Source organism: Methylomarinum vadi (genome assembly GCF_000733935.1).
Taxonomy (GTDB): Bacteria; Pseudomonadota; Gammaproteobacteria; order Methylococcales; family Methylomonadaceae; genus Methylomarinum; species Methylomarinum vadi.
The window spans coordinates 3,086,266-3,100,371 of sequence record NZ_JPON01000001.1 but is presented as its reverse complement, the minus strand read 5'-3'; the positions used below and the strand labels follow the sequence as shown (position 1 = coordinate 3,100,371).

Annotated in this window: 15 protein-coding genes; 7 read left to right on the top strand and 8 right to left on the bottom strand. The window is 52.4% G+C overall.

Annotated elements, in window-relative coordinates:
- Positions 1-47 precede the first annotated feature (47 nt).
- Positions 48-323, top strand: a complete 276-nt coding sequence (locus tag EP25_RS0115435) for a DUF2024 family protein (RefSeq protein ID WP_031434727.1) — start codon at positions 48-50, stop codon at positions 321-323.
- A gap of 224 nt (positions 324-547) precedes the next feature.
- Positions 548-907, top strand: coding sequence for a hypothetical protein (locus tag EP25_RS0115430; protein WP_031434726.1), 360 nt, complete (start codon positions 548-550; stop codon positions 905-907).
- 112 nt (positions 908-1,019) lie between these two features.
- On the opposite strand, the gene EP25_RS0115425 is transcribed toward EP25_RS0115430, so the two are convergent.
- From EP25_RS0115425 to EP25_RS0115400, 6 genes are all read right to left on the bottom strand, one after another.
- A complete protein-coding gene (locus tag EP25_RS0115425; RefSeq protein ID WP_200875043.1) occupies positions 1,020-2,327 on the bottom strand; it encodes a TIGR03862 family flavoprotein in 1,308 nt (435 codons plus the stop codon).
- On the bottom strand, positions 2,327-4,663 hold the full coding sequence (locus EP25_RS0115420) for an MMPL family transporter (RefSeq protein WP_084191059.1): 2,337 nt from the start codon (positions 4,661-4,663) through the stop codon (positions 2,327-2,329). Before EP25_RS0115420 ends, EP25_RS0115425 begins: the two co-directional genes overlap by 1 nt.
- A gap of 79 nt (positions 4,664-4,742) precedes the next feature.
- A complete protein-coding gene (locus EP25_RS0115415) occupies positions 4,743-5,381 on the bottom strand; it encodes a LolA family protein (RefSeq protein WP_031434723.1) in 639 nt (212 codons plus the stop codon).
- A complete protein-coding gene (locus EP25_RS0115410) occupies positions 5,382-6,011 on the bottom strand; it encodes a COG4648 family protein (protein ID WP_031434722.1) in 630 nt (209 codons plus the stop codon).
- A 20-nt stretch (positions 6,012-6,031) separates the two neighbouring features.
- Positions 6,032-6,595 carry a hypothetical protein gene (locus tag EP25_RS0115405; protein WP_031434721.1) on the bottom strand — a complete coding sequence of 188 codons (564 nt, stop codon included), beginning with the start codon at positions 6,593-6,595 and terminating at the stop codon, positions 6,032-6,034.
- Positions 6,596-6,597: 2 nt separating this feature from the next.
- Entirely contained in the window at positions 6,598-7,455 is an 858-nt protein-coding gene (locus EP25_RS0115400) for a sulfite exporter TauE/SafE family protein (RefSeq protein WP_235185919.1), read from the bottom strand.
- A 358-nt stretch (positions 7,456-7,813) separates the two neighbouring features.
- Here EP25_RS0115400 and EP25_RS0115395 point away from each other — a divergent pair, with 358 nt between their 5' ends.
- Positions 7,814-8,146, top strand: a complete 333-nt coding sequence (locus tag EP25_RS0115395; RefSeq protein ID WP_031434719.1) for a DUF2845 domain-containing protein — start codon at positions 7,814-7,816, stop codon at positions 8,144-8,146.
- A gap of 29 nt (positions 8,147-8,175) precedes the next feature.
- Here the strand turns inward: EP25_RS0115395 and EP25_RS0115390 are convergent, their stop codons facing one another.
- On the bottom strand, positions 8,176-8,751 hold the full coding sequence (locus EP25_RS0115390) for a hypothetical protein (RefSeq protein ID WP_031434718.1): 576 nt from the start codon (positions 8,749-8,751) through the stop codon (positions 8,176-8,178).
- Between the two features lie 221 nt (positions 8,752-8,972).
- Here EP25_RS0115390 and EP25_RS0115385 point away from each other — a divergent pair, with 221 nt between their 5' ends.
- From EP25_RS0115385 to EP25_RS0115375, 3 genes are all read left to right on the top strand, one after another.
- Positions 8,973-10,463, top strand: coding sequence for a hypothetical protein (locus EP25_RS0115385; RefSeq protein ID WP_031434717.1), 1,491 nt, complete (start codon positions 8,973-8,975; stop codon positions 10,461-10,463).
- Between the two features lie 54 nt (positions 10,464-10,517).
- Positions 10,518-11,747: a glycosyltransferase family 4 protein gene (locus EP25_RS0115380; protein WP_031434716.1), complete on the top strand. Its 1,230-nt coding sequence runs from the start codon at positions 10,518-10,520 to the stop codon at positions 11,745-11,747.
- A gap of 67 nt (positions 11,748-11,814) precedes the next feature.
- Positions 11,815-12,141 carry a hypothetical protein gene (locus EP25_RS0115375; protein WP_031434715.1) on the top strand — a complete coding sequence of 109 codons (327 nt, stop codon included), beginning with the start codon at positions 11,815-11,817 and terminating at the stop codon, positions 12,139-12,141.
- Positions 12,142-12,271: 130 nt separating this feature from the next.
- Here EP25_RS0115375 and EP25_RS0115370 read toward each other — a convergent pair whose 3' ends face one another.
- A complete protein-coding gene (locus tag EP25_RS0115370; RefSeq protein ID WP_235185918.1) occupies positions 12,272-13,123 on the bottom strand; it encodes a YicC/YloC family endoribonuclease in 852 nt (283 codons plus the stop codon).
- A 57-nt stretch (positions 13,124-13,180) separates the two neighbouring features.
- Between EP25_RS0115370 and EP25_RS0115365 the strand changes: the two genes are divergently transcribed.
- Entirely contained in the window at positions 13,181-14,083 is a 903-nt protein-coding gene (locus EP25_RS0115365) for a serine/threonine protein kinase (RefSeq protein WP_031434713.1), read from the top strand.
- The last annotated feature ends 23 nt before the right edge of the window (positions 14,084-14,106 follow it).

Below are 14,106 nucleotides of genomic sequence, written 5' to 3'. Positions count from 1 at the left end.
CATGGTATACACTTAATTAACCATGGCGCAGATAAAAGGAGACTATGATGGAAATCCATGTTTATGACACTTATGTTAAAGCAAGCGACCAACATATCATGCATTTTGATGTATTCATGGCCGAAAAAGACGGCGAAAAAGCGATTCAATACGCCAAACAATGGCTTGCTTCGGTCGGCCAAACAGACGCCGTGGTCTCGAGCGAGGAATGCCGGTTTTGTCATAGCCAGCAAGCGCCGGCCTATGTCATAGACACTATCAAGCAACAAGGCTATTTCATTTTTCAAATGGAAGGCTGCCCACAGCCCACTGCCGCCCGTTAGACAAACCGGGCCCAACAACATCCCGCACCGGTTTAAATCCCGAGCAAGCTTGCTTGCCTAATTTAGCTATTGCAAAGCCTGGTGAAACGTGCTAGGTTCGCTGAAACTTCTAACCTTTTCCGCAACGCATCGTAGACCGTAACGAGCACGTCGTTATTCTGCAAAGTGTTTGTTTTCAAACACTTTTCCTTCACCACCCGATAATGACAACAAGGGGGTTTATCATGACCATCAATAAAAAAACGGTGTTAATGTTCTTACTGGCGTTCGCTTTAGGCTCGGTAGGTATTACCGCTCATGCGAAAGATACCGCTAAAGGTTCGTTTCATAGTCCGAATGAAGCGATCATGCACCTGGAAAAGGCCAAGGTCGAAATCATGCATAACGATTTTGTCCCGCCCAGCGAACATTTGAAAGCGGCGCGCGCGGAATCCGAGAAAATTACGGGCGACCCTAAAATCATCAATAAGGCCACCGCAACCATCATTCAGGCGCAAATCAAAGTGAAACAAGGGGACAAACAAGGCGCGACCGAAGAAATGAACAAAGCGCTCAAGCTTTACGAATCGATCAGACCGAAATAAACCGCGTTTATACCCAGACAAACTAAAATAAACTCTTCAACAGCAAGCCAGACGTTAGGTGGTCGCGAAGTGTCGACCACCCTCAAAGTGATCGCCGGACATATTTTAATCTTTATCCACCATCCACGCGCTTTTCCAACGTCCAGCCCCTGCTCTTGAGCCAGCGCAATGCCCCACGCCCGGCCACAAAGCCGCTGGCAAAGCAGGCGGTCAACAAATAACCGCCGGTAGGCGCCTCCCAATCGAGCATTTCGCCGACGCAAAACACGCCCGGCAGCGAACGCAACATCAGATGCTCGTTCAATTCCTTGAACGCTACGCCGCCGGCACTGCTGATCGCCTCATCCAGTGGCCTAGTCGCAATCAAGCGCATCGGCAAGGATTTGATCGAGATCGCCAAGGAATCAGGGGCTGCCAAGCAGTCCTTACCCGCCAATTCCCGGAACAAAGCCGCTTTGACGCCCTTAAGCCCGACCCGTTTACGTAAAAAATTGGACAGCGAATTTTTGCCGTGCGGCCGGGACAACTTGTTAATCAGGGACGACAGAGTCTGGTCCGGCGCCAGATCGATGACGATGTCGGCATGGCCAGTTACCGCAATCTCATCGCGTAGCGGCCCCGACAAGGCATAAATCAGACTCCCTTCCACGCCGTGTACGGTGAGGATAAATTCTCCGCGTTGGCGAAAAGAACGCCCCCGCGAATCGGTAAAGGCAATCGCCACGTTTTTCAGCGGCCGGCCGGCATGCGTGGATCGAAAATGATCGCTCCAGGCCGCCTCGAAACCACAGTTGCAAGGTTCAAGTTCCTCAACCGCGATGCCCTGCCGCCTCAGCTGCGGCACCCAAGCCCCGTTCGAGCCCAATTTGGCCCAACTCCCGCCTCCCAAAGCCATCACCACGACCGAAGCGGAGACGACGGTCTCGCCATTCGCCGTGGCAAAGCGCAGCCGCTTACCGTCCTCGTGCCAACCCAGCCATCGATGGCGGACATGGATTCGCACGCCGGACTCGCGCAAACGGTGCAGCCAAACTCTAAGCAACGGCGCCGCCTTCATGTCGGTTGGAAACACCCGCCCGGAGGTGCCGACAAAGGTATCGATTCCCAAGCCATGCACCCATACCCGCAACTTCTCAGGGCCGAACACTTTTAGCAGCGGTTCGATATGTTGCCGGCGGGCACGATATCGGTTGACGAAACGCTCGAACGATTCGGAATGGGAAATATTCATGCCGCCCTTGCCCGCCATCAAGAATTTACGCCCAACCGACGGCATCGCCTCATACAGGTCGACCCGCACGCCGGCACGGCTCAATACTTCCGCGGCCATCAAGCCGGCCGGCCCGCCGCCGATCACCGCCACCTTAGCAATTGAATCCGAATTGGCTTTATGGGCCATGGGCGTTGTTGAAAGCGGCATTATTTTTCAGGGGTGTGGCGAATAATGATCGGACATAATAAGAAGCCCAGCAACACGCCGAAGGCGACCACGCCCGAAAGGGTTCGCAACGAAGTGCTATCCGCCGTAATCAGACAACCAAAAGCCAGCACGCTGGTCAACATCGAGGCCGCCATGGCTTGATAGGTCAACGCGATATCGCCGCCGCGGTTTTCCTGATAGAAAATCCCGTAATCGACACAAATCGCCACGGCCAACAGAAAACCGACCAAATGCAGGAAACTGATCAACGCGCCGCTCAAGCCCCAGATGCCGAAGATGAAAAATGCCGCCATGACCGCCGGCATTAGCGTTTGCAAGGCCTTGAACACGCTCCGGTAACGCACGATCAGTAACGCCACGATCAACGCCAATCCCGCCAGCAACAACATTTCCGCCTTTTCGGTATAGTCCTGGAGCATGCCGTTTAGCAACTCACGATAGCTGAAATACTGCACGCCGCTCCAGCCGGCGAAGGTCGCCTTGACCAGGTCGTAATCGTGATCGGCAATCCAGATCATGACAACCGTTTTTCCTTCGGACTCGATCACGCGGCTGTCCAACAAACGTTTCGCTGGTGTCGCAAAAACTTGTTCCGGCTTTAACGGCTCTGTTTGCGGATAATCGAAGCGCCCCAGCAGTTTCACTGATAATCCCTGTTGCCGCAGCGCTTCTCGCCACAATGCCAAATTATCTTCGGTCAAATATTGCTGTAACAATTGCCGGTTTTGCAGCTGCTGGCCGACGGACAGGAGCCATGGATACAAACCGAAATATTCGCTCAAACCGCCCTGCCGTTTGAGCTCTTGCAACGTTCGATAAACCTGCTCGGTTTTACGCAAGGCGGTTTCATTATCGGCGCCGGTCACCATGATGAAACGTCCCGGCTCGACGCTGACCATGCGGGCGCGAATGCGTTTATCGTTTTCCTTCAGATAATTCAGTTCCGGGGTCAGTTGCTGCATGTCTTCCAACCAACGCAACGACTGCACGCCCCATAGCGCCACTCCCAAGCCCGCCAACAACAATAGCGAAAGGCCCAACCGATGCCGCCGGCAAAAGCGGGCCCAAGGTCCAACGCAAGGGATGTTCAATTGTCGCTGTTCCCGAGTCTTGACCAAACCGGGCAAAACAAAGCGGGTCAGCAACAGCGCCAGCAGGATACCGGTGGCGGCGTAAACGGCGATCTGTTGGAACCCAGGATAGCCGGAGGAACCCAACGCAACATAACCTATCAGGGTGGTCAAGCCGCCGAGCACCATGCTGGGCCAGATCCGGGCGACTACGGCATAACGTTCCGCCGCAGTCACAGTATGCGCGTGGACGACGGCATGGATCGGGTAATCGATACAAATGCCGACCAGGGTCGAACCTAACGCGATGGTCATGCCGTGAACATATCCAAAAGTCGCTTGTGTGGCCAATATCGCACTCAATATCACGATCAGCAACAGGCTAAAAACCTGGAACAACGCGTTGAAAGAACGGAAAATCAGAAAAAACAACACAATTAACGCGATCGAGGACAACGCACTGACCTTTTCTATATCGCCTTTGATCAAGTTCTGCGTCGCGACCGCGAAGATCGGCACCCCGGTCATTTCCAACTGAAAACGCTGCCCCTCATTTTGTACCAGCCCATCAAATTCTGCCTGGATCGCTTGCTGGATACGGCTTTGCTCGGGCACTTCCAGCCCCGACATCGTCGTTTCCAGAACCAGGTTCTGATATTGCGCCTGTGGGTCGGCAGCCTGCTGCAAGGTCCCGACCTGTTCCTTAAAGGCGTCCAGCGTCAATAACAGAGGGTCGTGCCGGACAATCGTCTTGACCATGCTCGCTTGCGGCGACAACAGCGCCTGCTTCAACAATGCGGCCCGATCCTGCAGGCCTTGCGGGGTGAACAGCTTCGCTAAATCGTTCTCGGGCTCGAGACTATAAAGAGAGCCGGCATGTTTGCTATACAGGCTGAGCAATTCCTGCACCACGTCGCGCTGTTGGCTGGGCGACCAGACATCGGCCACGCCGTCGATGCCTTGCAACCGGGCACGCAATTGCCGGACGAATTGTTGCGGCACGCCTCCTGGCTGCTTGGCGCCGACCGACAACAAATAACGCCGCGACAATACCCCGGACTGCATTTCGCTGGCCAACAGAATTTCCTCGGCATTATCGCCGGCGAGAATGAAGGCGGAAATATCGGTTTTGACCGTCGTCGCCATATAGGCAATGACGGCCAATAGCGGCGGCAGCAAATAAAACAACAGATGCCGCCGAGTCAGTCCGGGCAAATTGAATAGTCGTGGGATTAAAGTTCGCATTTTTTATTATGATGCCGCATGCCGGCCTCGTTCCGACCGGCTGAGTCGTTACGCCGCGGGGTTGATTGATCATTGATTGTTATTGTTCGGAATCGAGCAATTCCTGTAACAGCCGTTCCGCATCGGCCGCCACCTCGCCGCCTTCGGCGTCCTTACGCAAGTCGAATACGCTGCTGTCGCCGTCGGCCTGTTCCACCACGATCCGTTTGGGCTGTTGTTGCGGCAATCCCGAGATTTCTATGCCGAAACCGGAATCGGGCTCATGCTTGGCGGTCAGCCGCAACACCCACTGTTCCGGCTGCACGGAAAAATCGACCGCGTACATCCTTTCCAACAACTTACGATCGGCCATCATTAGCGCCTTGAACACGGCGATATTCAAGCTCATCGGATTGTCTTCGTCCAGCGCCGCCTGATGCCGGACATCGTTACCGGGATCGTAATAATACATGTCGCCCCCGACGATGGCCATCAACAACCGTTCCGGCTGCAACTGCTCTTTGAGCATCGTATCGGGCGGCAGCGAATACATATATCCACTGCCCCGCCAGGGCTGATCCATAAGCGCCAGCGTGCGGGTCTCCTGATAAGCGATTCTGACCGCCTGTTCGGATCGCATTCTCTGCATCAAAGCCGATAACGAATCATCGGCCCGAACGCCGTTTACGAATATTGTTGCAAATAATAAAGCTAAGATGGAAAAACGGTTCAATTTCATTCAGCGCCCCTGCACATCGAGCCAGATTTTTCGGCCATTAACGATCATCGTTCTGATCGTCGAGCCGGGATCGGGAATCCATAGCTCGGGAAAGCGGAAATGGCGATAAATATATTCTCCGATCATCAACAAACCAATCAGTAAGTAAATCACCACACCATTGAACAAAGTCCACCAGAAATCCGTGCCCCAGACCGCAAGCCCTATGCACATCGCCGCATTGAAGGCGAAGAAACCGGTCCACAAAATGGTGAGCTGGCGGCAATATTCGCTGACGCCGGGCGGAAACTCGGGAAACTCCAAGCGCACGAAACTTTCGATGAAGGAAGGCCCCTTGTCCTTGAGCAAAGTGCGGCCGAAGAAATACATCAGCATCAGTTGGATAAAAACCGGCATAACCTTGGCGGTAAGCGTTTGCAGATAATAGGCGCCGAGTAACAGAGCGATCGCGACCGTCGCTCTATAAAGCTTGGTTTTGACATTGCGCACTTTTAAGGCCTGCACCAAATAAATGCCGGAGAAAACAGCCGGTGCCAGCCAGGCCATGCCACTTTCGATTCCCCGATAAACCAGATAGGGATAGACCAAAAACAAACAAGTGACAAGAACGCTTTTAACTACCGCTAACATGATCTGTCCCGCTTAACACATCAATCCTCAATTCGACTCACCTTGCCATTTTTGAAATAGACATTGAATTTATTGAAGCGGCCGCTCCAGTAAACCCAGAGATCGCTGTCCAAATTCATCGTCTCGGTAACAGGCGGATAGCCGATCGCGACCACCACGGCATTCTTGCGCATGCCCTTGGCGACCGTACCGCTCTTGATATGCTGCCTTTCCAGCCTAGTAAATTTCGCCAGATTGATTTTTCTTTTCCCGAATAGTTTGTCAAAGGCCGCGAAAACATCGTCGCCGGTATGTTTCTCGACATTCTTGACCAATAATGTTTGTTTGGAGTCATCCACCTCGACTTCGATGGTCTTGCTGGTAATGCCCAACAACTTTACCGGCGTATTGACCGGAATGGCGGCACCGCGGCGGAAATTGGTGGTCAGGTGGACGCCCTTTTCGTACCGAATCACGAACTGGGTGTAATAGGTATCGCCAATGACGATATGTGCCGGTATTTCCTCTGGCTTTAACGCTCTCTTGCAGGAAGCCAGAGACAACATTATCAGTAACAACAAAAAACTTCGGGTAAATACGCGCATAACTATTCCTCCCCTCCAGGCGGCCAGTACTGTTCGGACCTGGACATTAGATAGTAAATGACCGAAAAGACGATAAAAACCGCCGAACTCACAGTAGCAATCTTATCAGTTAATGGAATCAAACACAGCGAACTGATCAATTCGACCACGATCAGCCCAATTAAAATACCGGCAATGGTTCTGTTATTCAACTTGGTGCAGAAATAGGCGCCCAAGGGCGCACCGATTACCACTACGGGCACGGCAGCCAACCAATATTGCTCGACCCGTTCGTTAAAACCGTCAATAAGAAACAAATGCAATAGAAAACCGACCAATGAATTAAACGCCATCAGCACCACCGAGGTGGGCGTGGCGACCTTCTCCGCCAACCGGAACAGTAACACTAACACCGAAAAACAGATAATATCGATGCCGTTACCGACCAAGCCGGTCATGCCTCCGCCGACTATCCCGCTCGCCACTAAAATAGTCCTTTCCCGCCAACTGCAAATAGGTAATACGGAGTTATAGTATCGGGGACGCCAATTCAGAATCGTAAGCGTCAGCGCGAAGCTGACGATCATTGCCGTAAACAACATCTTCAACAACGCCGGCTGCAATAATGGCGCTACCAGCAACGAACTGATCACGACGCCACCCACTCCGCCGAGACTGCACCAGGCAATCCCCCGCCAAGCCACGGGCACTTGCATGACGATGATAGTCAAGGTCGCCGCCGTCATGCCGACGCTTTGGATTGCCAAAGAAAAGATTTTGGCGTCGAGCGGCGCGATATGGAGGGCCTTGGTGAACACCGGAAAGGCGACCGCTCCGCCACCTTCACTGGTAGCGCCGGCGATAAAGGAACCGAATACCATGGTTAGCGATATGGGCCAGTTTTCCCGCAAAATTTCGAAGGGTTGCGGTGAACTATAGGCATACCATGCGCTCCAAATAAACAGAGCCAGAATAAGATTAAATAATATCGGTTTGTTAAGCTTCAAACGGTTAGGGAATCAAATTGGGAAAATAGCGCCGCCTTATTATCCCGGATCTACCAGCATCGCGCGACAATTAAACGTTCATTTGACGTCAGAAAACATGGCGAACCAAATCACCTTAGCGGTATTTTGATCTATCGCTTTGGGAACATTCAGCTTAAATACCGACAATTAGCTAGATTAGCCCCTGCGATTGCATTAGTATGAAACCTTTGCTGCCCGGACGACTAAAACCATGAAAAGCACAACGCCGGCACTGCTGTTATTTTTACTATGCATGGCAAATGCGTCTTCGGCAGCCATGCGTTGCGGTCGCATGCTGGTCGATATCGGCGACCATCAGATCGACGTGCTGCATAAATGCGGCTATCCTGCCATGATGGACCGCCGCACCCGAATCGTCGGCGAGGAATTCCATCATCCCCGGCGCACGCTCGATCTCGAGAAACAGGAGGAAATCGTCATCGATGAATGGATTTACAATTTCGGCCCCAGATATTTCATGCAATCCCTCATCTTCGAAAACGGCATTTTAAAGGAAATCCGCCGCCTGGGTTACGGATACTGATAGCTTGAAAATCCCAGACCTTGCCTTGATTAGTTCAAGTTGATCGGTTTTACCGAGCCGCCAACGGCACTTTGGTAATTTTTCACCACGTAAGCTGAAAAAACCTTTGCGATTCTAACCAACATAGCGTTATCGTTAACGCCGAAACTGTAGGCACCCGCCATAGCGCTGCTTTTGGAATAAAATTCCGGTGTAGCGATAACGATTCCGGATTCTTTATCGCTGAAACGCACATGCATTAATACGGCGGAACTACCCCCCAGCGCGCCTACCCAGACACGCTTTCCGGCACCGACAAACTTCAGATTGCTTATCGTTGGCTCTATTAAAAGCGTTTTATTATTGGTGTCACTCGTACAATTTTTTTTATTCCATTTGTCCAATTCCGGTTGTAACGAAGCATCGATGTTCTCCTGAATTTTCACTAACGCCGCTTTTTGTTCAGCAACATGTTTGTCGCCTGCCGCTAATTTAGCCAGTTCTAAACACTGAAAGTCGGAAAATTTTTGCGCCGGCGGCGGGTTCTCTGTTTGCGTTGGATGGATGTTGGTCGTGCAGCCAACCAATGATAAACACATCAATCCTGCGATATAAGTCGTTTTCATCCGCTCCTCCTTTGTTTTTAACCATCATTCGAATTATAGAGTCGGCTTACTATTCATGCTACCGGAGCAACGATTAACCGAGCATCTTATCACCGCCAAGTCATCGCTTTCTCGGTGAAATTTCGTTGCATAATTCCGGCAATGCGGCAACGCCGTCACTACTTTTTGCGCGTTGCCTTTATATGATAAGGTCCAATGTGTTGAAATTTATCCCGAGTTTTATGTCACGACAATTCCTTTGTCTCTTTCTTTTATCGGTCATCGCCTCCAGCTGCACTACCAAGCAAATAGGCTTGCCTGCTCCGGTCGATCACCAACAGGCGCTCTGCTTATTGTTTTACCAGCAAATGGACGAAGCCATTTTCGCTCATAATGCCGAGGATACCAGCGAGCATCGAGTGGCCGGTTTTCCCTTTCTACGCAGCAACCGCTTTTTGGCTTCGTTTGCAAACGAGTCATTATCCGAAAGCGCTTACGCGCAATGGCTGGAAAAACTGCGCAGACTGGACGAAGAGGCAAGAATGCTGGAATTCGCCAACTTACCAACCGATGCCAGGACGCGAATAACGACACGCTTACCGGCCGGGAATTCATTACGACAACATCTAAAGGTTTGCGGTCAGTCGTTAAACAAGACGATCACCACAACCGGTGCCGCCACAAAAACTAAATTGGAGAACGCCGTCGCCGTCCCCGACAATTATCTGACCTGGCAACGAGTCGTGGGATTTTATCCATTGGCGCGTTGGTTCGCGAAAAACAGTATCGACGATCTACACCGGGAACTGAACCGTCCCTTTCAGCTTGCCATGGATCAGATTCTCACGACCGGCAAACGAGTTCGTTATCAACCGGCTCAGCCCGCTAAACTGAACCAACAACAGATCGGCGACATGCTTTCGGCGTCGTACCGTAATCCTTTACGGATCCCCTTGCTGAAAGCCGAACAACTAGCTCGCCTCTTCCGACATTACGCGCCGGTTTGGGAAATCGACACTCGCAATAACAACGATGCGTTTGGCGCGCTGACATTTGCCGATCCGGCAACGCCGTCGATCGACACTGGCCGCCCCACGGTTTATGTCAACACGAGCCATACCCGTTTTCGCGGCGAAAACCTGTTACAGTTGATTTATCAGATCTGGTTTCCTGCGCGGGAAAAAACCGGCTGGTTCGACCCTTACGGCGGCAAACTGGACAGCGTGATTTGGCGCGTCACGCTGAACAGCCAGGGTTCGCCAGTCGCCTACGATTCGATCCACGCCTGTGGTTGTTATTATTTATTGTTTCCGGGTAAAGGCTATGCCGCGTCACCAAACGAGGAAGGCGGCGAACCGGTATTAGCGCCTAAACCGATCGGCATCGATCCTTTCCGACAGCGCTTGACCATCCGTTTGGCGTCGAGAACCCATTATCTGCAACACGTTTCCGCTCAACCGAATTCGGACCAAGCTAAAAACTATCGTTTGACTCAATACGACCAATTACGCTCGCTGCCAACCGCTGAGGGTAAGCGCAAAAACCCGTTCGGCCCTGACGGCATTATCGACTCCAGCACACGAACAGAACGCTTTTTCCTATGGCCTTTCGGCGTCGCCAGTCCCGGCGCCATGCGCCAATGGGGCAGCCATGCCATCGCCTTCGTCGGGCGGCGGCATTTCGATGATGCCGATTTATTGGAAAAATTGCTGGTTCCACTAAAGAAGCGGTAAGGGATATTATTCAACTATACTGACTGAATCGGCATAAAAATAAAGAGAAACCCCGTGAACCAAAACGATAGCAAAAATATCATTTATATCGAAAACGGCATCGGCTACGGCGGTGCCATCATTTGCCTACGGCACTTAGTCCGCAACCTCGACCGCAATCGCTATCGCCCCCTAGTCGTCACCGGCCGCACCGGCCCGCACTACCGCGAAATCGCTCAGGAGGCCGATTGGCGCTATTTGCCGGATAGGCGCATCGATGTCGTCGGCATGCGCCGCCGATTGGACCAAGCGGCATGGGTAAAACAGATTCTCGGCTTGCACTGGCTATTGAACCAACTATTGGCAAGAATGGATGATTTAGGCAACTTTCTGCCCTTCTTCCTGCAACTGCTGTGGACCGCCTGGCGCTTCAAGGCCGACCTGGTCCATGCCAACAACGAGCCCCTCTGCAACCGCGCGGCATTATTGGTGGGAAAGACGCTGAATATCCCGACTGTTTGCCATGTGCGCGGCGATCTGGACGGCTCGCGCCTGATGTCCTGGTCCTATAGCCTGCCCGATCATTTTATTTCCGTGTCGGAATGGGTCTCCCGTAACATGCAAAATACATTGCAGGTTCCCGCCGCGGACATCAGCGTGATCTACGACGGCATCGAACTGGAAAAGCTCGATCTCGACGCCGACGGCCAGGCTTTCCGCCAACAATACAGCCTAAATTCTGAAACCTTCGCCGTCGGCCTGGTCGGCCTATTGATCCCGTGGAAAGGGCAGGAACTCTTTCTCGACGCGGCGAAATTGTTGCGCGACAAGATCCCCAATCTGAAAATGCTGATCATCGGGGGAACACCGGACGACTGCGTCGGCTATGAAAAAATGCTGAGACAGCGAGTAGCCGACGAAAATCTGGAAAACATCGTCGTCTTCACCGGCCATGCTAGCAAAATGGAGCCGGTTTACAATGGGCTGGATGTCGTCGTTTCCGCCTCGACGTCCCCCGAGCCGCTCGGCACCGTCGTCATCGAAAGCCTGGCACTGGCGCGCCCCTTGATAGGACCTGACCACGGCGGCGCCGCCGAAATGATCGAACACGAACGCACCGGTTTGTTGTTCAAACACGGCGACGCCGGGTCGCTGGCCGACGCGATCCTGACCTTTTACGAAAAACCTGAATTACGACAAACCTTGGGCGCCAACGCCCGCGCCCATGCGCTGAAAACCTTCGCGGTGGAAAATCACGTCAGCCAGGTGCAGGCCGTATACGAGCGGTTATTCAGAGAGTGCTGACCATTCCGGCTCGAGACGATGCTTGTATAGAATTATTTCACGATAACAATCTACAATCTGGAACGAAATGAACAAAAAATTGGTGGTTATAGCGTCTTTAGGCATCGTCATTTCGGCATGCGCCGAGAACAAAGGGGAAGACTATAAAATCAAGTCGGCTTTTCTCAATGCATGCGTCAAGCAACAGAGTTCCTCACGCTCCGAAGGCCAAGCCAAATCTTACTGTGACTGTGTCGCTGATGCGGTTTTCGGAAACAAGGACATATCCGTAGAGACCAAAAAGCTGATGCCGACTATGAATGATAAGGACAGTCAACTCTATAAACAAAGCGATGCGGCAAAAGTTAGGGGCGCGCTTATGTCCTGCTACACCGCTAAATTTTATAAGAAATAAGACTTAAGGATAAGAGCAAAATCAACAATTTCCCGAACGCAAAAGTTCAGGCCCCGAATATTCCCATAGAACTCCCCTGCCGGGCTCTCGACGTTATCAGAATCACTAGGCCGGGCAATGAACCTCAACATTATTCAATATTCTGAATCTGCTCGCGCATCTGCTCGATCAGCACCTTCAAGTCGATTGAAATGCCGGTCATTTCCTTGTCCGCCGACTTCGAGCCCAGCGTGTTGGCTTCCCGGTTCATTTCCTGCATCAGGAAATCCAGGCGGCGGCCGACCGGTTCGTCCTGGGCCAGGATGCGGGACACTTCGTCGATATGGTTCTGCAGCCGGTCCAGTTCTTCCGCGACATCCAGTTTCTGCGCCAGCAACACCAGTTCCTGTTCAAGACGGTCGAAATCGGGCTCGGCGACCAGTTCCTTGATACGCTCGGTGATTTTCTCGCGCAGCAGGCGCAACACTTCCGGCATCCTGGCCTTAGCCCGCTCGACCAATTTCCGCATGCTGGCGCTGCGGTCCTCGATCAATTGACCCAGTTGTTCACCTTCCCGCTCGCGGGCAACCACCAGATCGATCAAGGCCTTGTCCAGTAACTCGTTGATACCCCGTTGCAGAGAATCGCGCTCGCCTTCCTGTTCCTGCTGAATACCCGGAAAGGCCAACACGTCCAACGCGGAAAAAGGTTTCGGCCCATCCATGTATTTCTCTATCGCTGCGGTCGCGGCCAACAAGCCTTTTACCGCCGCTTCATTGAATTCATAGGTCTGCTCCGCGTCCCTTTTTTTATAATTGAGGGCGCACTCGATCTTGCCCCGCTTCAGCCGCGCAGAAATGGCGGCGCGTATATCGGCCTCGGCGAAGCGCAGGCGTTCCGGGAGTTTAAGACTGATGTCGCAATAACGGTGGTTGACCGAACGTAATTCACAATTGATCAGTAAACTGCCGATCTCGGCCTCGGCGCCGGCGAAAGCCGTCATACTTCTTATCATTTTTCACCTATAATTGAAGGGCTAATTAAGTCTCTCAAATCCCCAATGTCTGAATATTACGATCCGGAAACCTATCCACAAGCGTGGAATTATCTGCAAACGGGCACCATTATAGACCAGTACATGATCGAGCGGGAACTCGCCCACGGCGGCTTCAGCTCGGTTTATCTGGCCAGGCAATTGGAGGATCAGGTTCAGGTGGCGATCAAGGAATATCTGCCCCGCAAATTGGCGCATCGCACCTGGAACAATGTCGTCACCCCCAACAGCGACGAGAGCAAAACCCTCTATTTACGCGGCCGCGCCCTGTTCTTCGAGGAAGCCAAGGTGCTGGCCAATCTTAAACACCACAACATCGTCGAAGTGATCAATTTCTTCAAGGCCAATGAAACCGTCTATATGGTGATGACTTACGATTACGGCCTGACGCTGGACAAAATTCTTTTGAAGAAAATCATTCCGATGAACGAGTCGTTTCTGCTCAAGGTGTTCAACGACCTGCTCAACGGCATCGCCGAAATCCATCGGCAGAATTTTTTGCACCTGGACATCAAACCGGCCAATATTTTGATTCGCGCGCAACACGATCCCCTGTTGCTCGATTTCGGCGCGATTCAAAGCTTTCCCGTCGCCAAGAACAGCAATCGCACCAAGGTGCTCACCAAGGGCTTCTCCCCTGTCGAACAATATACCAATCAAACCCGCCTGGGTCCCTGGTCCGACATTTACGCGGTCGGCGCCAGCATGCGCGCCTGCTTGGATTACAAACCGCCAGTTCCGGCGCCTATCCGGGAACAAGAGGATACTTTGATACCGGCGGTCAAGGCGCATAAAACTAAATATCCCGAATACCTGCTCAAGGCGATCGACTGGGCAATGGCCGTCCAGCCGGAAGACCGGCCAAAATCGGTGGCGGAACTGCAACAGGCTTTGAACGGCGAAAATTAAAAAAAACGGGTATACTGTCGCGT

What these genes read in the sequence shown, in the direction of transcription:
- EP25_RS0115430 (WP_031434726.1), top strand. Translation starts at nt 548, where the DNA reads ATGACCATCAATAAAAAAACGGTGTTAATGTTCTTACTGGCGTTCGCT.
- EP25_RS0115365 (WP_031434713.1), top strand. Translation starts at nt 13,181, where the DNA reads ATGTCTGAATATTACGATCCGGAAACCTATCCACAAGCGTGGAATTAT.
- EP25_RS0115405 (WP_031434721.1), bottom strand. Translation starts at nt 6,595, where the DNA reads ATGCGCGTATTTACCCGAAGTTTTTTGTTGTTACTGATAATGTTGTCT.
- EP25_RS0115400 (WP_235185919.1), bottom strand. Translation starts at nt 7,455, where the DNA reads ATGGTATTCGGTTCCTTTATCGCCGGCGCTACCAGTGAAGGTGGCGGA.
- EP25_RS0115410 (WP_031434722.1), bottom strand. Translation starts at nt 6,011, where the DNA reads ATGTTAGCGGTAGTTAAAAGCGTTCTTGTCACTTGTTTGTTTTTGGTC.
- EP25_RS0115395 (WP_031434719.1), top strand. Translation starts at nt 7,814, where the DNA reads ATGAAAAGCACAACGCCGGCACTGCTGTTATTTTTACTATGCATGGCA.
- EP25_RS0115415 (WP_031434723.1), bottom strand. Translation starts at nt 5,381, where the DNA reads ATGAAATTGAACCGTTTTTCCATCTTAGCTTTATTATTTGCAACAATA.
- EP25_RS0115420 (WP_084191059.1), bottom strand. Translation starts at nt 4,663, where the DNA reads ATGCGAACTTTAATCCCACGACTATTCAATTTGCCCGGACTGACTCGG.
- EP25_RS0115435 (WP_031434727.1), top strand. Translation starts at nt 48, where the DNA reads ATGGAAATCCATGTTTATGACACTTATGTTAAAGCAAGCGACCAACAT.
- EP25_RS0115425 (WP_200875043.1), bottom strand. Translation starts at nt 2,327, where the DNA reads ATGCCGCTTTCAACAACGCCCATGGCCCATAAAGCCAATTCGGATTCA.
- EP25_RS0115390 (WP_031434718.1), bottom strand. Translation starts at nt 8,751, where the DNA reads ATGAAAACGACTTATATCGCAGGATTGATGTGTTTATCATTGGTTGGC.
- EP25_RS0115385 (WP_031434717.1), top strand. Translation starts at nt 8,973, where the DNA reads ATGTCACGACAATTCCTTTGTCTCTTTCTTTTATCGGTCATCGCCTCC.
- EP25_RS0115370 (WP_235185918.1), bottom strand. Translation starts at nt 13,123, where the DNA reads ATGACGGCTTTCGCCGGCGCCGAGGCCGAGATCGGCAGTTTACTGATC.
- EP25_RS0115375 (WP_031434715.1), top strand. Translation starts at nt 11,815, where the DNA reads ATGAACAAAAAATTGGTGGTTATAGCGTCTTTAGGCATCGTCATTTCG.